Annotated in this window: 13 protein-coding genes; 2 read left to right on the forward strand and 11 right to left on the reverse strand. The window is 53.5% G+C overall.

The window, feature by feature from the left end; all coding sequences use genetic code 11:
- Positions 1-902: 902 nt before the first annotated feature.
- From M6D81_RS26160 to M6D81_RS26185, 6 genes are all read right to left on the reverse strand, one after another.
- The gene (locus tag M6D81_RS26160) at positions 903-2,090 is read right to left on the reverse strand and encodes a mannitol-1-phosphate 5-dehydrogenase (RefSeq protein WP_262680127.1); all 1,188 of its coding nucleotides are present in this window, start codon (positions 2,088-2,090) and stop codon (positions 903-905) included.
- 64 nt (positions 2,091-2,154) lie between these two features.
- Positions 2,155-2,814: an HAD family hydrolase gene (locus tag M6D81_RS26165; RefSeq protein ID WP_410795797.1), complete on the reverse strand. Its 660-nt coding sequence runs from the start codon at positions 2,812-2,814 to the stop codon at positions 2,155-2,157.
- Between the two features lie 453 nt (positions 2,815-3,267).
- A complete protein-coding gene (locus M6D81_RS26170) occupies positions 3,268-5,541 on the reverse strand; it encodes an Ig-like domain-containing protein (protein WP_262680129.1) in 2,274 nt (757 codons plus the stop codon).
- Positions 5,542-5,649: 108 nt separating this feature from the next.
- Complete coding sequence (locus tag M6D81_RS26175; protein ID WP_262680130.1) at positions 5,650-7,194, reverse strand: extracellular solute-binding protein; 1,545 nt, start codon at positions 7,192-7,194, stop codon at positions 5,650-5,652.
- Positions 7,195-7,292: 98 nt separating this feature from the next.
- Positions 7,293-8,162 (reverse strand): carbohydrate ABC transporter permease, encoded by an 870-nt coding sequence (locus tag M6D81_RS26180; protein ID WP_262680131.1) that lies wholly within the window; start codon positions 8,160-8,162, stop codon positions 7,293-7,295.
- A gap of 12 nt (positions 8,163-8,174) precedes the next feature.
- Positions 8,175-9,110: an ABC transporter permease gene (locus M6D81_RS26185; RefSeq protein WP_262680170.1), complete on the reverse strand. Its 936-nt coding sequence runs from the start codon at positions 9,108-9,110 to the stop codon at positions 8,175-8,177.
- A 191-nt stretch (positions 9,111-9,301) separates the two neighbouring features.
- Between M6D81_RS26185 and M6D81_RS26190 the strand changes: the two genes are divergently transcribed.
- Positions 9,302-9,448 carry a hypothetical protein gene (locus M6D81_RS26190; protein WP_262680132.1) on the forward strand — a complete coding sequence of 49 codons (147 nt, stop codon included), beginning with the start codon at positions 9,302-9,304 and terminating at the stop codon, positions 9,446-9,448.
- A gap of 29 nt (positions 9,449-9,477) precedes the next feature.
- The gene (locus M6D81_RS26195; protein WP_262680133.1) at positions 9,478-11,775 is read left to right on the forward strand and encodes a helix-turn-helix transcriptional regulator; all 2,298 of its coding nucleotides are present in this window, start codon (positions 9,478-9,480) and stop codon (positions 11,773-11,775) included.
- Positions 11,776-11,899: 124 nt separating this feature from the next.
- Here M6D81_RS26195 and M6D81_RS26200 read toward each other — a convergent pair whose 3' ends face one another.
- From M6D81_RS26200 to M6D81_RS26220, 5 genes are all read right to left on the reverse strand, one after another.
- Positions 11,900-12,973 (reverse strand): ABC transporter substrate-binding protein, encoded by a 1,074-nt coding sequence (locus M6D81_RS26200; RefSeq protein ID WP_262680134.1) that lies wholly within the window; start codon positions 12,971-12,973, stop codon positions 11,900-11,902.
- The gene (locus M6D81_RS26205) at positions 12,970-13,725 is read right to left on the reverse strand and encodes an ABC transporter permease (protein ID WP_262680171.1); all 756 of its coding nucleotides are present in this window, start codon (positions 13,723-13,725) and stop codon (positions 12,970-12,972) included. The genes M6D81_RS26200 and M6D81_RS26205 overlap by 4 nt, the downstream gene beginning before the upstream one ends.
- 37 nt (positions 13,726-13,762) lie before the next feature.
- Positions 13,763-14,581 carry an ABC transporter permease gene (locus M6D81_RS26210; protein ID WP_262680172.1) on the reverse strand — a complete coding sequence of 273 codons (819 nt, stop codon included), beginning with the start codon at positions 14,579-14,581 and terminating at the stop codon, positions 13,763-13,765.
- On the reverse strand, positions 14,571-15,689 hold the full coding sequence (locus M6D81_RS26215; RefSeq protein WP_262680135.1) for an ABC transporter ATP-binding protein: 1,119 nt from the start codon (positions 15,687-15,689) through the stop codon (positions 14,571-14,573). Before M6D81_RS26215 ends, M6D81_RS26210 begins: the two co-directional genes overlap by 11 nt.
- Positions 15,690-17,320: 1,631 nt before the next feature.
- Positions 17,321-19,345 (reverse strand): YhgE/Pip domain-containing protein, encoded by a 2,025-nt coding sequence (locus M6D81_RS26220; RefSeq protein WP_262680136.1) that lies wholly within the window; start codon positions 19,343-19,345, stop codon positions 17,321-17,323.
- Positions 19,346-19,408: the final 63 nt, after the last annotated feature.

Below are 19,408 nucleotides of genomic sequence, written 5' to 3' on the forward strand. Positions count from 1 at the left end.
AGCACTGTTGGCGGTCTATGTGATCATTCTGAGTGATTGCACACACTTTCCTGCTCATTTCCGATGGCCATGCGAACATAATGAGCGATAGAAGGTTACTTTTAAGGCGGAACGAGCACTATTGGCGGTCTATGTGATCATTCTGAGCGATCCACACTTTCCTGCTCATTTCCGATGGCCATGCGAACATAATGAGCGATAGAAGGTTACTTTTAAGGCGGAACGAGCACTATTGGCGGTCTATGTGATCATTCTGAGTGATTGCACACACTTTCCTGCTCATTTCCGATGGCCATGCGAACATAATGAGCGATAGAAGGTTACTTTTAAGGCGGAACGAGTACTGTTGGCGGTCTATGTGATCATTCTGAGCGATCGCACACACTTTCCTGCTCATTTCCGATGGCCATGCGAACATAATGAGCGATAGAAGGTTACTTTTAAGGCGGAACGAGCACTGTTGGCCGTCTATGTGATCATTCTGAGCGATTGCACACACTTTCCTGCTCATTTCCGATGGCCATGCGAACATAATGAGCGATAGAAGGTTACTTTTAAGGCGGAACGAGCACTGTTGGCGGTCTATGTGATCATTCTGAGCGATCGCACACACTTTCCTGCTCATTTCCAATGGCCATGCGAACATAATGAGCGATAGAAGGTTACTTTTAAGGCGGAACGAGCACTGTTGGCGGTCTATTTGATCATTCTGAGCGATCGCACACACTTTCCTGCTCATTTCCAATGGCCATGCGAACATAATGAGCGATAGAAGGTTACTTTTAAGGCGGAACGAGCACTATTGGCGGTCTATGTGATCATTCTGAGCGATAACCACTGCCTTCGCCCCGCCTTTTTCATTCGTCCATTCTGGCTGGCTGCGATGATTATGGTTCGATCGCCTACTCCGCTGCAGCAAGCAATCGGTGCGCCCTGCCATATCTGTCCCTCATCTCCCTATAGCGATTCGCAATCTGTCCGTGTATGGCGTGCTTGTGCGGAATGCCCATAATTTGCGTAATGACCTCATCGACCCCCTGTTCCCTTAGGGCTCGCTGCAGCTTCATCGCCTCCTGATCCTTCTTATAGTCGAACAGCAATGCGGCTGCAATTGCAGAAGTCAGATGCGAGATATCTAGGCCGAGTTGATGGGATTGCAGCGCCGGTCTGACCAAGCGGTCGTTAAGAGAGAGCTTGCGGAGAGGGGAGCGTCCGACACGAACTATATCGTCCTTCAAGCGAGGATTCATGAAGCGGTTAAGCATACGCTGAACGTATCTGTCATGCTTCTCCTTGCTCCAATGGTACTTGGTTGTCAGCAGCCCGCCCGTCTCCTGCAAGACACCCTTCACCTTCCGCAGCAGACCTTCATCCTTCATCGCCTGCTGGATCGTGGCATAACCCTTCAAGTAACCGTAATAAGCTGCAGCGCAATGTCCCGTATTCACGGTGAACAGCTTTCTTTCTATATAAGGCTTCAGGGCGTTCACCAGCTTCACACCTGCAATGCGGGGGAAGCCGTCCAGCATATCCGCCGATTCGATCACCCATTCGAAGTAAGGCTCAACCGTTACGCCAAGGGGATCGTTCCCAGCTTGATCGGGTACGATACGGTCGACCGCCGTATCCGGAAAGGCGACGAACCGTTCCGCCTGTTCCCGCATAGGCCGCGGCATAAGCGCGTACACTCTCGCCTTCAGCTGCGAGCTGCCGTCTATCGCGTTCTCGCAAGCCATGACATGCAAGGGGCACTTAATGCCCAACCGCATTCTGGCCGTTATTCCCTCGGCGACCGACTTCGCAATATGCGGCAAGGAAGCCATGCCCACTGCGGTCGTAATCAAGTCGGCCTCGCATATGGCGCGAGCAACCTCTTCCTCGTGATGAATGTTAATGGCGGTAATATTCTTTACCACTTCCCGGTCCTTCGCATCATTCGCCAATGTCACATGGTATTTCTTCCGCTGCTTCAGCAGCGCGATCTGCTTCTCGTTGCGGGCTACGAAGGTGACCTCGAAGCCCGATTGCGATAATAATAAGCCGATAAACCCTCTTCCGATGTTGCCCGCTCCAAAGTGTACTGCCTTCATCCCCTCATCCACTCCCTTTTTTATCTGAATATTCAAACAATTAAAGCTAGAGGAAAGGCAAGCATTAGAACTTGCCCGCCGCCACTTCTTCGAATGCGATATCCTTCAACGAATCGCCGTACTTGCAACGCGCCGCTTCGTCGAAGCGAAGCAATTTCGTGAGCGTATTGGGAACGATGATGCATGCCAGCCCCGCCGCCACAGCGGCTCTGGCTCCGTTCGGGGAGTCCTCCACCGCCACCGCTTCTTCGGGCTTCACGCCGAGTCCCTCCACCGCCTTCACATATAACGCCGGGTCCGGCTTCACCTTCTCTACATCGTCTGCGGTACAGATCACTTCGAAGTAGTCCGCCAGTTGCAGCTGCTCCAGAAATCGATCAATCCACTCGCGTCTTGAGCTGGATGCCAGCCCGATGCGCAATCCCGATTCTTTCGCCGCCTTCAGATAGTCCACCACACCCTCACGAATCTGCTCCTGCCCCATCAGCCGGGTGTGATCGCTGTGTATGCGCTGGCGGAATTCATCCTTATTAATCGGGAGGTTCAGCTCCGTCATCAAATATTCATATGGATTGAATGCATGCAAGCTCGTTCCAACACATTGCGAGTACTGCTCCAGCGACAATTCCACCCCATGCTCTTTATACGCATCACGAAATGCATAATACCAAGCCGTTTCCGTGTCAATTATTGTGCCATCAAAGTCAAATACCATTGCTTTAATCATATCATTTTCCCCTTTCACACTAAATCGCGTCAGTTATGTTAACAAAACCGTATCATGGATTAGGGAAATGCGTCAAGAGCCGCCCGCCCTTCTCCGTCACATAATCGACACATTTTACCCTATTCTTCTATCATACCTCATCTCTTACCCCTCCTGAAGTAATGCGTTTTCAGGAAATCGTTTGCATTTTTCAGAAAAATAAATTTTATGATGCGAGAGCTAATCCTATCCATAGGAGATGCAATTGCAAAAAAAGAGACCGCACCTCCGATTCCGGAAAGACGGTCTTCATCCTTCATGGCTTGCACTCCACTCCTCCAGCTGCGCTTCGTCTCACACGAGGCTAGTCCACGAATGTTGCGGCTCGGAAGCAATTAGCGATATCGTGTCTGAGCTTCCTCCGCGGCTTTCCACAACAAATCCGGCGGCACGCCCGCCGCTTAACCCAGTCTAAGGGATAAGCGCCGTCGCGTGAGTGACGTCATGCGCGCTGGCGTAATAATAACCGGACAGCATGATGCGGCGCGGTTCGAAGCCTGCATGCCGATCCGCCGGGATCGTCTCGGAACTGAAGACGATCATCCCGTCGCTGCTCGTCGTTCCAGATACGTAGCGTCCTGCCGCATAGGTGAACCGCCCTTCTACTGCCGCGCCCGCCAGCTCCTCTCCGGTGGCGTAATCCGCGATGGTCAGGACGGCCGAAGCGCGGCCCAAAGCTTCCGAATATTCCACGTTCATCGTTTTTACGATCATTGGCTTCAGCTCCGTATGGGCAGTCGTAACCGATGTCTCCGACGACACGAAGCCGATATTGCCGCTCACATCCCGCGCAGCGACCTTATAATAATAGGTCGTATCCGGCAGAAGCCCTGTATCCCGATAACTCAGTGATCGAGACAGTCCTGCAATCTTATCGGTTGTAGCAGCGAATCCCGGCTCCGTACTCCGATACACGATATAGCGGTCGATATCCGCATTATCGAGCGCCATGCCGTAGCTCACATTCACGGTCTGATAATCGACGACCGCAGCTGCCGGTTTCTTCAGAACCATAGTTGGGGGCAGACGATCCGCAGCCGGCGTCCAGAATACGCCGCCGTCTCCCCAGTAGGACGGCAGAAGACGATAGGAATCGTAATGATGGACAGCAATGCCGCCGAATGCGCTATCCGCCTCATATGCGGCGTACACCTTGTCCAGTTCTGCCTCCATATGCGTTCGCCCCTCTTCCCGGAAGCTGATCATCTCCGGATCTCCGCTGCTTGCTATATCCAGCGTCTCGACGCCGATGACGACGGAATTCGGTTTGCCGATCTGCGAAGCGTACGCAATCTCACCGGCTGCTCCAGCAATAATGCCGGCCGAGCCGTCGGCGGTATCGCGGTAATCCATAATCGAGATATAGTCGGAGATGTCCTGAATATGCTGGGATAACCACTTCGTTTCCCCGTTCCACATGATGTCGGCTGCTTGCGCAGATGTATCGTACCATTTCGGAATTGCCGGCCCGAATGGCAGATGGATGCCCGCAGCGTCTCTTCTTGCAATCATTTTCGCCAGACCGTCCAAATATTCCTTCTGAAGAAACTGGCTTGGGTCCTTGAAGTCGGGTGAGATGTACGGCTCGATATCCACATTGATGCCGTCGAACCTCTCATTCGGCCCCGCCGCGAGATTGTAGTTCACGATCTGCTCCATCTCCCGAACGGCGTGATGATGATAGCGTTCATAAGCGCCCATATAAGCGGGAGAGGTCCCCCCGGCTATCAATGCATGAACCTGCAGCCCGCGGGCGTGCGCCCATCTCATGAACGACTTCAACTGCCACTCCTGCTCCTCCAGCGCGCGGTACCCCGCATAGCTCCCCACTGCAAGATACAATGTCTTCACCGGTTCCGAGTCGAACGTCTCGGTGTCCTCGATGAAGTCCTCCAGCACCGTTCTTGAGCCTGGATTGAGCAGAAGCTTGTAGCTCTCCGGCTCCCAGATCCACATTGCCCGATCTTGATGCTGCAGGCTGAACGGCTCTCTTGTTCCCTCACCGATCTTCGCGTATACGGTCGGACTGTAACCCGTCTTGCCATATGCCGACAGAGCACGCGCTTCCAGACTAACCGTCCTGTCGCCAAGCCCCAATGTCCACCATGTATGGATATAGTTCGTCCCATCGAACTCCGCCTCCAGCCAAGGCCCCCTGTTCACTCGGACTTGAACCGCCCCTACCTGTTCATCCGACGATACGCTAACCTTGATCTGAACCTTGCCGGATAGCGATACGCTTTCTTGCGGACTGACGATGGTGACGACCGGAATGGAGCCGGCCGGGTTAACCACCTGCAACAGAACTTTGCTGCTCCAGACACCGTATCGGGTCGCGACATCGAGGCCGCGGGCGACCAGCTCAATCTCTCCGTCATAGAGCGATGTGTCGAGCGTATATGACCACGTGCCGGCATTATCGCCGTCGGGATCATCCATCGAGACGACTGCTTGACTAACGCCATTGATGTACAGCCGGATATCGTAAACGCCGGAATAAGCGCCGCTCACTTCGACGTTCTCTCCACTCGCAACATCGTCATCTTCAGGTGCAAGTAGCGTAATAGACGGCATTGCGGCCGCGAAGGCCCGAGGGAAGGCTGTCGAGGCTGCGAGCGTGAACACAACACATAGAACAAGAAGCAGGGAGAAGCTTGTCTGTCGATTGCGAATCAACGTATACATGCAGAATCACCCTTTCGGATTGAATAGGATTGCCTTGCATGCGGCGAACCGCCTTCCCTGTGAGGCGCCTCTCTCATGAAGGAGGGAAGCGCCTTCATCCTATCGGCGCTACTTCACCGCCTGCATCCGATCGTAGGCGGTTCGGTACGTCTCCAACAGCTTGTCGACGCCAAGACGATCCAACTCTTCCACATACTGGTCCCATTCATTCAGACTTCTCGAACCCGTAATGAACTTGGCGAAGCTTTCGTCACGATGCTTCTTGATGGCCTGACCCGTGAGCGAGATCACTTCGTTCTCGCTTTCCGTGAATGCCGGACGCGGCTGCATTCCCGGAGGATCGTATTTGCCCGCTTCTGTGTATGCCTTCTGCAGATTGTCGGAGAACAGCGACAGATGGGCATTATAATCGATCCAGGTGTACGTGCCGCTCGTCTGCAGACCGGTCTGCTTCCGCATTTCGGTAACATCCGTGAACTCCGGTTTGAATTTGATTGCACCGCCCTCCCTGACGAACGTCTCTCCTTCAGCCCCCCAACTCGCCAGCAAGCGCCCTTCCTCGGAATAGAAGAAATCCATATACTGCATGACATCTTTAATGTTCTTGGAGGTCGAAGATACCGTCAGGCCGCCAACCAGGTAGTGAAAGTACGGGTTCTGCTGCTTGCCGCCGGGCAAGCCTGCCGGCGGTGCCATGAATTGCATATTGTAATCGGGATTTTCTTTCTGCATAGCGTTGTTGAAGAAGTCTACACGGCTAATATAATCGATCGTCATGAACGATTGGCCCGTCGACATCATGTCCTGCCATTGCTTCGTCTGCAGAGAGAGGAAGTCCGGCGGTATAAGGCCGTCGTCATAGAATTTCTTCCACATTGCGACCATCGCCTTGTAGTTGTCTTCAATCGGGCCGTAGCGCCATTCCATCGCGTCGAAATCATAATACGCGCCTTCGCCCGTCTCGAAGTTGACGGTCATGTTCGCGTTCATCTCATCCGGGATCTGGCCATAGCGGATCGACAGCGGGTAGCTGTCCGGATACTTCGTCTTCAGCGCCTTCAGCGTGTCATACAACTCATCGTATGTCTTCGGCGCAGTGAGCCCTTCCTTCGCGAATACGTCCTCGCGGTACAGCCAGATCATGCGATTCGTCTCTCCGAAGCCCTGGTTCGGGAACATGTACATTTTCCCGTCGGCGGACAAGGCGGCCTTCGCTTCCTCCGGATATTGCTCCATCCACGCCTTCAAGTTCGGCATCTGGTCAACGTACTCAAGAATATCCACAAGCGCGCCGTCCTGTCCGAATTTATTGGATTCATTGCGGTTCGGCATGTACATCAGATCAGGCATCGACTTGGATGCCACCACCAAATTCAGAGATTCGCCAAGCTTGCCGGAAGGCGTCTGCACGTCAAGCGTAACGCCCGTCTTCTCCTTGAGCCACTTCCAGATTGGCCAATCTTCGGAATACGGGAATGTCGCATTGTTGTCCAGCAGCGCAGTGAGTGTCTTGCTATCCGGCCCCGCTTGCCCGCTGCCGGTCGTGGCGCTTGGTCCGGCGTTATTATTGTCGTTGTTTCCATTGCCTGAACAGGCGGTCAACAGCATCATCGTCAAGACAAATGATAGAATGAGAGCGAACGATTGCCTCATGTAATCAACTCCCTAACATGGAATAATGAACAGCGTTCGTACAGTTACGAATGTCATTCGCGGAAAAGCCCGAATCCGACTCTCGGAGCAGCGAACGATCAGCCTTTGACCGCTCCGATCATAGCCCCCTTAACAAAGTACTTTTGAATAAAAGGATACACCATTAGAATCGGCAGCGTCGAAACCATTATGGTCGCGTACTTCAACGATTCTTCTACGACTTGATTATCACCTCCAATTCGGGTTACATCTCCGGAGCTGACGCTGCCGGCCAGAACCAGGTTACGCAGCAGCACCTGCAGCGGGAATAAATCCGGCGACCGCAGATACAAGAGCGGATAGATGAAATTGTTCCACATGCCCACAGCGTAGAAGAGTGCAATCGTGGCGAAGGAAGCTTTGGAAAGCGGCACGACGATGCGAAGGAAAATACCGATATCGTTCAGCCCGTCGATGCGTCCGGACTCCTCCAGTTCTTTCGGTATTCCAGAGAAGAAGGTTCTCATCAGGATGAGGTTCCAGGTGCTGACAGCTCCCGGAATGACCATCCCCCAGAGGGTGTCTACGAAGCCCAGGGAACGAACGACGAGGAATGTCGGAATCATTCCGCCGCCGAAGAACATTGTGAACACAATCATGATCATAAAAGCTTTTCGGAACGCCATATAGGATCTGGATAGCGCATAAGCGCCCATCGATGTGACGATTAACGCAATCAAGGTGCCGACTGTCGTATACACAACCGTATTCTTGAAGGCATTCCACATCTTCGGATCGCCAAGCACAATGTCATACATGTTGAAGTTCAGTCCTTTGGGCCAAATGCTCACTTCGTTCATCATGACATACACGTCGCCGCTCAAGGACACAGCGAGCATGTGGAGAAAAGGATAAAGCGTCACGACGACGACGAGCAGCAGTATGACCGTGCTGACGATAGGATATAAGCTGATCCGTTCAATCTTCATTGTATTCTCCCCCTACCATAAGCTCGTCTCGCTTATACGGCGGCTTACAAAGTTAGCCGTATAGATGAACACGAGGCTGATGACTCCCATGAACAAGTCTATTGCCGCGCCGTAGCTGAAATTGCCCTGTTCCATCCCGACCCGGTACACATAAGTGCTGATGATGTCAGCCGTCTCGTAGATCGCCGGATTCTGAAGCAGGAACACCTTCTCGAAGCCGATCTCAAGCACGGCTCCGATATTCAGAATAAGCGTAATGACAACGGCGAACGAGATGCCGGGCAGCGTGACGTGCCACAGCTTGCGCATTCGGCCCGCCCCGTCGATACTGGCGGCTTCGTACAGTTGGGAATCAATTGACGTCAATGCCGCCAAATAAATAATGGTCTCCCAGCCGATATGCTGCCATATTTCGGACAGAACGTAGATGGCTCGGAACATGCCGGGCTCGTTCATGAAGTTGATCGGCTCAAATCCAAGCGCCGCAATCATCTCGTTGATGAGACCTCCCGTCGGAGACAGGAACATAATCACCATGCTTGCAACGATGACATTGGATATAAAGTGGGGCAAGTAGCTGACCGTTTGAACAAAACGCTTGAATGCGGCCTTGCGCACCTCATTAAGCAGCAGCGCCAGTATAATTGGAGCCGGAAAGCCGAAAGCCAAATTCATAATTCCCAACAGAAACGTGTTCTTCATCAGCAGCAGAAAATCAGGATTTTCGAGAAACATCCGATAGTATTTAAAGCCGACCCACTCGCTTGCCCAGACCCCTCTGAACAGGTTGTAGTTTTTGAAGGTAATGACGAGTCCAAACATGGGGGCGTAACGAAAAATCAGATAATACATAAGACAAGGCAGGAACATCAGCCACAAATATTTATTCTGCTGCCACAGACGCTTCACACTTGATCTCCGCCGCTTGAGCGCAAGCGCATCCTCCATTCCGGATGTCCCTGGTGTAACACTGACTTGAGCCATACGCATTTCTCCTCGACGTTGTATTGGTTAGATTCCATTGCACCATCGGCGCGTACTTCGTGATCAGAGTATAATCCCGACCATTGATGAGATATATCTCCACATGGCATGAGGAATCTTCCGATCTTTCAATTTCGGGAGAGATGTGTATAAATATGAAGAAGTGCATATTGTCCCATTCCGTGCCCAGCCAGTATGATAGAACGAACAACTACGCGGCAGCCGCTTCATCGAAAGCGCTGCCATTGCAAGGCTTGCAAGCCAATACGGGTATCTGCAGACAAATCCATCATTCTGCATAGTCCGTCGTAAACCGGAGGTGCTCTCATCCATGACCCTGATGTCCTTGTTAAAACCGGCCTTACCCTCCAATACGCTTCTCACCAAGCTGATGGCCAGCTTCCTGAGCGTTATTCTGGTGCTCGCGGCTTTCAATGTTTTCTCCTTCCTTTATCTGCGCGACAAACTGTACGATGAGATCGTCCGGTATAATGAGCTTGGCATCAAGCAGACGGTAGAGAGCTATGAGAACCACTTCCAATTGACTCGTAATATGATTCTCTCGCTCACCCGATCTGATCGCTGGATCGCCAACATCGGCATATTGAGCCATGTCGTCGAGAACCGCCGTTACGATCAAATAAACGCGGTCAAGACAGACCTCGCCGAGCTGTATACAAATCCCTTCCTTCACTTCGACAACTTCATACTCTACTTCAAAGAATCCGGATATGTGCTTGAGAAGGAGGGCACCAGCAGCGCCAATGTTATGTTCGCCAGCTATTACGCAAGCGATGCATACCCTCTGGAATATTGGGAGAGCTTGTCGATCGACAACTACTCCATGCAAATCTTGCCGGCCGCCGTATTCACCGAGGAATCGATGAACAGCACCCGCTCGCTCGGACTGCAGCTTCCTATTGTCATCAAGGCCGCGCCGTACGAGGAAGTGTATGGCATCATCATGCTGAATCCACGGGAGCTATATGCCGCTTATGCCAATACGGGAGAGCCCTTCTACATCCTGGACGACGAAGGAAGGACGCTATTCGCCTCGCACCCTTCCATAGAGGTGCCGCCTCCCTCTTCCTTTCAGCACGGCATGCGTCACGTACGCAGCGACGGCTATTATTACTTCTATGAACAGGGCTCCGACACCGGCTTCACTTATGTGCGCGTCGCGCCGATCGAGAGCATTACTTCAGGAATGATCAAGCTGAATATCGTGCTCGTGACGCTCTTGGTCGCGGCCATTCTGGTCAGCCTCTTCGGCTCGGCCGTCTTCAGCATCCGCCTGAACCATCCGTTGAAGCGCATCATCGACATGCTTGATCGCAGGCAAGCGGTGCCGATGCCAACGAGCAAGATCAAGGAATTCGCGATCATCAGCGACAGGATGAGCACCATCATGAACGCCAACGAAGGGCTTCAGAAGGATCTGGATCAGAAGAATACGCTCGTACGACAATATGCATTCACGAATAAAGTGAAGAACATTCCGATGAACATGCTGCTGGCCGAGCTGGAGGATACGGTACAGCTTAGCGAGCCCTATGCCGCCGTACTCTATGAGATCGGGTTCAAAAATTCGGATTCGGAATACGACCAGGAAATCCAGCTTCTTCGCAAGCTCGTTCACGGCTTGTTCACCGACCACTGCCTTGAGCCCGTCACACTGCAGATCGAGCATAATCAGTTGATCTCCCTGCTCATCCAGCCGGGCTCGCGAAGCGATATTCTTCACGTCTTGAACACGCTGAAGGAGCTTCTTCAGTTCGAAGACTATCTCTGTCTGACGATTGCCGTCAGCCCAATCCATCTGGACCATACACCGATTACATCAGCATACGAGAATCTCTTGATCATGCTGAGGGAGAAGAGGTTGACCGGGGATACGCAAATTATTGCCGAGACCCGCGCCTCCGGCACAAGGAACCATTCCATGAAGGTAACCCAGCGGGAGGAATTGCAAGCCCGGCTTCTATCCGGCAGCGAGGAGTCCGTATTCCAGTGGGTCGACCGCCATCTGGAACAGCTTGAGAGGAAAGATGCGCTTGCGGCGGAGTTCCAAGCGTACGCGCGAGGCGTAGCCGAGCAGGTAGAGAAGGCTCTGGCGAAGCTGAACGTGCAAGAGCTTGCCGTCGACGGCAGCAAGCTGCAGGACTTGGGTGCGCTCGATCGGTTCTACTCCGTGAAGGAATACAAGCAATGGCTGCGGGAGCGCCTGCGACCTGCCTTGTCTGCCATCATCCGCATACAGACAGAGACGAATGATCCCATCACAAGCTTCGTGACGGATTACCTGAACAATCATCTAAGCGAGGATATCCATCTTGATCTCGTTGCGGATAAGCTGAACATCACCCCCGGATACCTCTCCAGCTACTTCAAGGAGAAGACGGGTACGAACTTCAGCGATTATCTGAACGACCTTCGAATCGTACGCGCCAAGAAGCTGCTCATGAATCTGGAGCTGCGGATTCAGGATGTTGCCGCCGGGGTAGGCTACTCTAATGTCAATTCGTTCATACGTATGTTCAAGCGATATACAGGCATTACCCCCGGCGAATTCCGCAAGCGAAGCGCAGGGAAGGCGACGGGGGCCGCACAGCATTATAACGTTACTTGATGAGACGGCAATTGCCAATGACCTGTTCCGAACGAACTTGAGAGCTGTAAGCCTATGTGCAAGAGAAGAGCTGCACTCCCGTATAATCGGAGTGCAGCTCTTCTCTATCCTGCCTGAGATGGCATTATTTCCTGTGCATCTTGAACTCCAGGAACAGCTCATTATAGTGCGCCAGCATGCGCGGCCCGAGATTGTCGTACACTTCCAGCCTGCGCGTCAGCTCCTCGTCGGGGTAAAATCGTTCATCGACGGCAATCTCTTCCGGCAGCAGCTCAAGGGCGGACTTGTTGGGCGTGGAATATCCCACATATTCCGCATTTTGCGCCGCAACATCAGGCGACAGCATAAAGTTGATGAATTGATGGGCTCCCTCGATATTGCGGGCCGTCTTCGGAATGACCATGTTGTCGAACCATAGATTGGAACCTTCCCGCGGCACGACGTAATCCAACTTCTCGTTGTCGCTCATAATCTCGGATGCATCGCCGGACCAGACAAGTCCGACAGCCGCCTCCTCGCCGGCCAGCAGCATCTTGATCTCGTCGCCGACGATCGCTTTCACATTGGGGGTCAACTCCGACAGCTTGCGAAGCGCCTCCTGCAGATGCGCCTCGTCCGTATCGTTCAGAGAATAGCCGAGACTGTTCAGCCCCATTCCCATCACCTCGCGCGCGCCGTCCAGCAGCAGAATATCGTTGCGGAGCGAAGCGTCCCACAGATCGTTCCAGCTCAGGAAGTCCAGCTCGCCGACCAGCTCCGGGTTATAGACGATGCCGACCGTTCCCCAGAAGTATGGAACAGAGTAAGCATTGCCCTTATCGAAGCCAAGGTCCATGAAGCGATCGTCGATATGCTTCAGGTTCGGCAGCTTGTCGTGGTCGAGCGGCAGCAGCAGATCGTCTTCCTTCATGCGGCTGATAGCATATTCCGACGGAATGCTGACATCGAACGTCGTACCGCCCTGACTAATCTTCGTCATCATCGCCTCATTGGAGTCGAATGTCTGATAGATGACCTTGATGCCGCTCTCCCGCTCGAACCGCCGTATCAGCTCGGGATCGACGTAATCCCCCCAATTGTAGATCGTCAGCGTATTGTCGCCTGTATATCCCTCGCTTGAGTTCAAGTAAGCTGTCACATACATGAGCGCAATCGCCGAGCCGAATACCAGCAGCAGCACCCTTATCAGCCTGCTCATGCTCCAGCCCCCTTCCCTTGCGAACGGTTATTGCGCTTGTTAATGAAGTAATAGCCGATCACCAGCAGAATCGTGAACAAGAAGATTAGCGTAGACAGCGCGTTAATGGACAGCGACACGCCTTGCCGTGCCCGCGAATAGATCTCGACGGACAATGTGGAGAAGCCGTTGCCAGTGACGAAGAACGTCACAGCGAAGTCGTCCATGGAATACGTTAATGCCATGAAAAATCCCGCAAAAATGCCGGGGCTAATATAAGGCAGCACCACCTTCGTCAACACCTGCAGCGCTCCCGCCCCCAGATCGCGGGCGGCATCGATCAAGGAGGGGCTCATCTCCTCCAGCTTGGGCAGCACCATAATGACGACGATCGGCACGCTGAACGCGATATGGGACAACAGCACCGAGACGAAGCCGAGCTTAATGCCCACAATCGTGAACAAAATTAGAAAGGAAGCGCCGATAATGACGTCCGGGCTGACGATAAGCACGTTATTCAGCGTCAGCAGCGTCTGCTTCGGACGGTATCTGCGCATATAATATATGGCTATCGCTCCCAGAACGCCTACAATCGTAGAGATAGCCGCCGACAGCAGCGCAATGACGAACGTATTGAGCACGATGATAAGCAGCCGCGTATCCTGGAATACTTCGGCATAATGCTCGCCGGTGAAGCCTTCGAAGCTGTGCATCGTCCCGCCGCTGTTGAACGAATACACCATCAGATAGAAGATCGGCGCGTACAAGATCATGAATACAGCGATCAGATAGATGCGGGACAGCTTCCATTTATTTTTTGACAATGTCGATCAACCCTCGCTTCCGATTCCCCGTCAGCAGCATGAGCAGCGCCATCGCGATAATGAGAAATACAGCGATCGTGGCGCCCATCCCCCAATCCTGCGTCACGAGAAAATGCTGTTCGATCGCCGTTCCCAGCGTAATGACTCGATTGCCTGCAATCAGTCGGGTGATCATGAACAACGACAATGCCGGAATGAACACGGCCATGCAGCCTGCCTTCACCCCGCCGACCGTCAGCGGAAAGATGACGCGCCGGAACGCCGTCCATGGCGAAGCGCCCAGATCTCTCGCCGCATACAGAAGTGTCGGGTTCAGCTTCTCCAGCGCATTGTAGATAGGCAGCACCATGAACGGGATGAAGATATAGACGGATACGAACACGAAGCTGAAGTCCGTGAACAGAATTTGCCGACCTCCGATGCCGACTACTTCCAGCAAGCTGTTCACGAAGCCGTATGTACCGAACAGTCCGATGAATGCGTACGCCTTCAGCAGCAGATTAATCCAGCTGGGCAGAATAATGAGCAGCAGCCAAAGTTCCTTATGCTTGGTCTTCATCAGCAGATAGGCGGTCGGATAAGCGATCAAGAGTGCAAAGAACGTAATCAGGAACGCATACCAGAACGAGCTTGCCGTCATTTTCAAATAAACCGGCGTAAAAAATTTGGCATAGTTGCCCAGCGTGAACGAGCCTTCTACATCAAAAAACGAGTAGTAGCCGATTAGCACAATGGGTGCGACGACAAAGACGGCCATCCACAGCATATAAGGAATGAGATAAAAGACGCGGCTTCTATTTTCCATCATCATGCTCCTCGTAAGATTCCAGACGCCTGTCGAACTCCTCTTCCGTCTCTCCCAGCCGCATGACATGAATCGCCTCCGGGTCGAAGCGCAGTCCGATTCGCTCGCCCACTGTCGCCTTGCGCGTGGAATGAACGAGCCACTCGTTGCCGGAATCGTCATAGCAGCTAATCTCGTAATGCACGCCCCTGAACAGTTGCGTATCGACACGCACTTGCAGCTTGCCCTGCTCCGGCGGCACAATCTCCAGGTCCTCCGGCCGGATGACGACATCGACTGCCTCATTAGGATTCAGCCCCTGATCGACGCACTCGTACACCTTGCCCGCGATCTCCACCTCGAAATCCTGCAGCATGCGCGCCTTGACGATGTTGGACTCCCCGATGAAGTCGGCTACGAACCGGTTGATCGGCTCGTCATAAATATCGTTCGGCGTACCGGACTGCTGGATGCGGCCTTCATTCAGCACGAAGATCTCATCGGACATGGCAAGCGCTTCTTCCTGATCATGGGTGACGAAGACGAACGTAATGCCCAGACGTCGCTGAAGCTCGCGCAGCTCATATTGCATCTCCGTCCGCAGCTTCAGATCGAGCGCCGACAGCGGCTCGTCCAGCAGCAATATTTCCGGCTCGTTGACGATCGCCCGAGCAATGGCGACGCGCTGCCGCTGTCCGCCCGACATCTCTGTAATCTCGCGATTCTCATATCCCTTCAAGTTGACGAAGCGCAGCGACTCCTCCACCTTTTGCCGAATGACGGCCTCCTTCAGCTTCTTGATCCGCAGCCCGAACGCCACATTCTCGAACACGTTCAGATGGGGGAATAGCGCATAGTCCTGGAACACCGTATTGACCTGCCGCTCATTGGCGGGCACTTCATTGATGAGCTCCCCGTTGAAGTAAATATACCCTTCCGAAGGCTCCGTAAACCCCGCGATAAGACGCAGAATCGTCGTTTTGCCGCAGCCTGACGGTCCCAGCAGCGTATAAAATTTGCCCCGTTCCAGCTCGAGGCTTACATCGTTAAGCACGGCAGGCTCGCGCGCATCGTAACGTTTGGTTACATGCTGGAATTGTATAATGGTGTTGCCTTTGCTTTCCGACATTCCGTCTTCTCCTTTACCCCTGCTTCTATTACCCTTGCCAATCACAAACCTAACTATCTTATCACATCTGTCTTGTTTCATCATCCCCATATTTCGCCTATGGAATCCACCCATCGTTTTCACACTGTCCCCCTCAAAACAAAACATTTTTTAGCAATTGCAGTCTATAGCCATGATAGAATAAGTTTAAGGAGAAGATGTCTCATGAAATGGCGGCTCAGCATCATTCTGCCGGCTTTATACTTACTTCCTATAATGTTCAACTCAGTGGGAAAAAGACGACTACAACATCCTGCTGTTCATCAGCAGTCCCCCGGCACGGTTATTGGAATTCCGCCTTACTACAGCGACGAAATGGATGCCCCTGTCGGAAATTCCGCTATACGTCGTCGTCCTGCTCACCTTCCTATTCTGGTTCCTGATCGGACTCGCCATCGACTGGCTATGGAGCAAGCGTCGCGCCAGCCGGGCACGCTGATGGACGCACGACTTCTTAAGCGGAAACACACATGTAAGAACAAACCACTCGGACGGTTGACAGGCTTCCCATTTTCTCGAGCGTTCCATTCGACGCTCGTTTTTCGCGTGCTCCATTCGACGCTCGTTTTCGGGCGTTCCGTTTGACACTCGTTTTCGGGCGTTCCGTCCGACGTTCTTAACGGTTGTCATAGCGGTTATTGCGCCTCTAATTCCACTTTTTTTGCTGTAACGGGCGCCACGATGCCTATTTTACCCACTGACACCCAATAGCTCGCTTTCCGATCTCAATAAGCGCCAGGACGACCGTTAGCCTGCAAATTCGCACATTATGTGTCAATTAAGCTCTGTGGCAACCGCTACGTGCGCTCCTGCACCACTTTCCTATTTCACCTTCGTTATCCACAGTTCGGACTAAGCGCATCATTTACCAAAAAGAAGAAAAACGCCTAGCCGCATCCCTACTCACTTCCGGCTCGCATGCTCATTTTCGACGCTCTCTCACACGTTTTCGCCACTCTAGTGTTGGTAGCATACACTGCAGGCGCGTTCACACGGGATTCCTCTACTCTAGTGTTGGCCACATACACTGTAAGCACATTCGCACGCGATTTCGCCACTTTAGTGTTGGTAGCATACACTGCAGGCGCGTTCGCACGGGATTCCTCTACTCTAGTGTTGGCCACATACACTGTAATCACATTCGCACACGTTTTCGCACTTTAGTGTTGGTAGCATACACTGCAGGCGCGTTCGCACGGGATTCCTCTACTCTAGTGTTGGCCACATACACTATAAGCACATTCGCACGCGATTTCGCCACTTTAGTGTTGGTAGCATACACTGCAGGCGCGTTCGCACGGGATTCCTCTACTCTAGTGTTGGCCACATACACTGCAGGCGCGTTCACACGGGATTCCGCCACTTTAGTGTTGGCCACATTCACTGCAGGCGCGTTCGCACGGGATTCAGCCACTTTAGTGTTGGCCACATACACTGCAGGCGCGCTCGCACGAGTCTATCCACTAGCTTCGGGTATTCAACTCGAATTTTATAATCTCATATCATCAATAAAAATCGGGCTATCCGCCGCAAGTCATTCCATGACCTGCGGGACAGCCCGATTCCGTAAATTAACTGCTTGCTTGCGTCAGTTATGCCGTTGTCGGATTCGTATGATCCGCTGCTGTATGCTCGCGGCGATGGCTGATCATCAAATAAGCCATAGTCAGCACCGCGAATGCCAGGGAGAACAGACCCAGCATGCCTGCATCGTTCCACATCCGGCTAATATCGCCACCGGAGATAACATCCTTCAGCCCTGCGACGGAATACGTCATCGGCAGCCAAGGCGTCACCTTCTGCAGCCAGTTCGGCGTCAGCTCCATCGGGAACGTGCCCGCCGAGCTTGTCAGCTGCAGAATCAGAATGACGATGGCTGCGAAGCGGCCCGGATTGCCCAGTAAGGTGACGAAGAACTGGGTCAGCATCATGAACGTAATGCTGGTAATAATAGAGAACAGCAGGAATGCCGGCAAGTTCTGTACCTCCAGCTTCAACACCAGCAACAGCGCAGCATCCGCAATGATCGCCTGCAGTGCGCCAACTGCCACAAGCGTCAGCGACTTGCTCCAGAACCAGCTCCAGCCGTTATCCGGCGTAATCGCCGGCTCGCGCACGGAGTATACAATCGTAATCAACAACGCGCCTACGAATAAGCCAAGAGACAGGAAATAAGGCGCGAAGCCAGTGCCGTAATTCGGCACTTCGGTCATGCGGTCAACCTCCAGCCGAATAGGGTCGGCGAACATGTCGCTCTGCTCCTCCGACAGCGCCATGTCGGCCGTCTCCCTGGAAGCGTCGCTCAGCTTCGACGACAGCTCATGCGATCCGCTGTCCAACTCAAGCAGCCCCGAGGCAATCTCCGACGCTCCGTTCTCCAGCTGCTTGGAGCCGGAGGACAGCGATGCGGCGGATTCGTTCAGCTTCTGCAGCCCGGCGGACAGCTCCTTCGAGCCCGCTTCCAGCTTGCCGCTTCCCTCTGCCAGTCCGGCTGCGCCTTGCTGCGCACCCGCCAACTTCTGCTGCAGCGTACCGGCTCCGGCCTGAAGCTCGCTCAGCCCTTTCACCAGCTGCTCCGCGCCGCCATGCAGCTGTTCCTGCCCCGTCGCTGCCGCGGATACTTTCGCCGACAGCTCCTTGCTCGCCGCTAGCAGCGATGCGAATTGCTTGTTCGCCGCAAGCTCTTCATCGGAAGCAGCCAGTCCCTCCAGACCGGCGACCAGTTGCTTCACGCCGGCATCCAGCTGCGTTGTGCCGTCAACTGACGCTTGCAGACCTCCGGCAAGCTGTGAAGCCGCCTGTCCGGCGCCGGATGCCCCTTCCGCCAGCTTCCCGCCTGCGGCGGACAACTGACCCAGTCCGTCAGCCAGCGTGCCGGCACCCGCATTCAGCTCGGCGGCACCGCCATGAAGCTGCTTGCCGGCGTCGTTCAGCTTCGCCGTACCTTCCGTCAGAGAGGTAGTGCCATTAGACAGCTTGTTCAGATTCTGCGTCAGCAGTTGAGCGCCGTCCTTCGCCTTCGTCGTACCGTCGGCAATCTGGCTCGCTCCTTCGCTCGCCGCCACGATACCGTCCGCCGCTTCCTGCAGCTTGTCGAACACCGTCTGCGTATAAGCTTCCGTCACTTCCTTATTGAGCATCGATTTCATCTGCTCCACGGCCGTATTGCCGATCTGTGCGGCGAGGAAGTTGAAGCTCTCATTCGGCAGATAGATCAGCTTCGCCGGCTCAGGCACCTCCGACGTGAGCGAAGCCGTCTTCTCGGAGAAGTTCGCCGGAATCTCGATGGCCATATAGTAGCGATTCTCCTTCATCCCTTCCAGCGCTTCATCCCGGGTGACGAAGTCCCATCGGAATACTTCGTTCTCGCGAAGCTGCTCTTCGAAGTCCTTGCCGATATGCACCTGCTCCCCGTTCAGCTCCGTTCCGACATCGGAATTGACGACCGCGACAGGCAGCTCCTGCAGCTTCGCATACGGGTCCCAGAACGCCCCCAGGAACATGCCGGCATACATGACCGGAATCAGCAGCACTGCAATGACCGGGATTAATACTTTTTTGTTGCGAGCAATGGCAGCCAGCTCATGGCCGAATTGCTTCAATCCCTTTAATCTCATTCCTTCTCACTCCTATTTCTAATAGTTGATTCAATACCGAATGACTATTTTAGTATTTTGGTC

Origin of the sequence: Paenibacillus sp. J5C2022 (genome assembly GCF_025567625.1) — a bacterium.
GTDB lineage: Bacteria > Bacillota > Bacilli > Paenibacillales > Paenibacillaceae > Pristimantibacillus.

Excerpts from the sequence above, each read along its gene's own strand:
- M6D81_RS26210 (WP_262680172.1), bottom strand. The coding sequence starts at position 14,581 with ATGGAAAATAGAAGCCGCGTCTTTTATCTCATTCCTTATATGCTGTGG.
- M6D81_RS26190 (WP_262680132.1), top strand. The coding sequence starts at position 9,302 with ATGAAGAAGTGCATATTGTCCCATTCCGTGCCCAGCCAGTATGATAGA.
- M6D81_RS26180 (WP_262680131.1), bottom strand. The coding sequence starts at position 8,162 with ATGAAGATTGAACGGATCAGCTTATATCCTATCGTCAGCACGGTCATA.
- M6D81_RS26175 (WP_262680130.1), bottom strand. The coding sequence starts at position 7,194 with ATGAGGCAATCGTTCGCTCTCATTCTATCATTTGTCTTGACGATGATG.
- M6D81_RS26160 (WP_262680127.1), bottom strand. The coding sequence starts at position 2,090 with ATGAAGGCAGTACACTTTGGAGCGGGCAACATCGGAAGAGGGTTTATC.
- M6D81_RS26220 (WP_262680136.1), bottom strand. The coding sequence starts at position 19,345 with ATGAGATTAAAGGGATTGAAGCAATTCGGCCATGAGCTGGCTGCCATT.
- M6D81_RS26185 (WP_262680170.1), bottom strand. The coding sequence starts at position 9,110 with ATGGAGGATGCGCTTGCGCTCAAGCGGCGGAGATCAAGTGTGAAGCGT.
- M6D81_RS26195 (WP_262680133.1), top strand. The coding sequence starts at position 9,478 with ATGACCCTGATGTCCTTGTTAAAACCGGCCTTACCCTCCAATACGCTT.
- M6D81_RS26200 (WP_262680134.1), bottom strand. The coding sequence starts at position 12,973 with ATGAGCAGGCTGATAAGGGTGCTGCTGCTGGTATTCGGCTCGGCGATT.
- M6D81_RS26170 (WP_262680129.1), bottom strand. The coding sequence starts at position 5,541 with ATGTATACGTTGATTCGCAATCGACAGACAAGCTTCTCCCTGCTTCTT.
- M6D81_RS26205 (WP_262680171.1), bottom strand. The coding sequence starts at position 13,725 with ATGATCTTGTACGCGCCGATCTTCTATCTGATGGTGTATTCGTTCAAC.
- M6D81_RS26215 (WP_262680135.1), bottom strand. The coding sequence starts at position 15,689 with ATGTCGGAAAGCAAAGGCAACACCATTATACAATTCCAGCATGTAACC.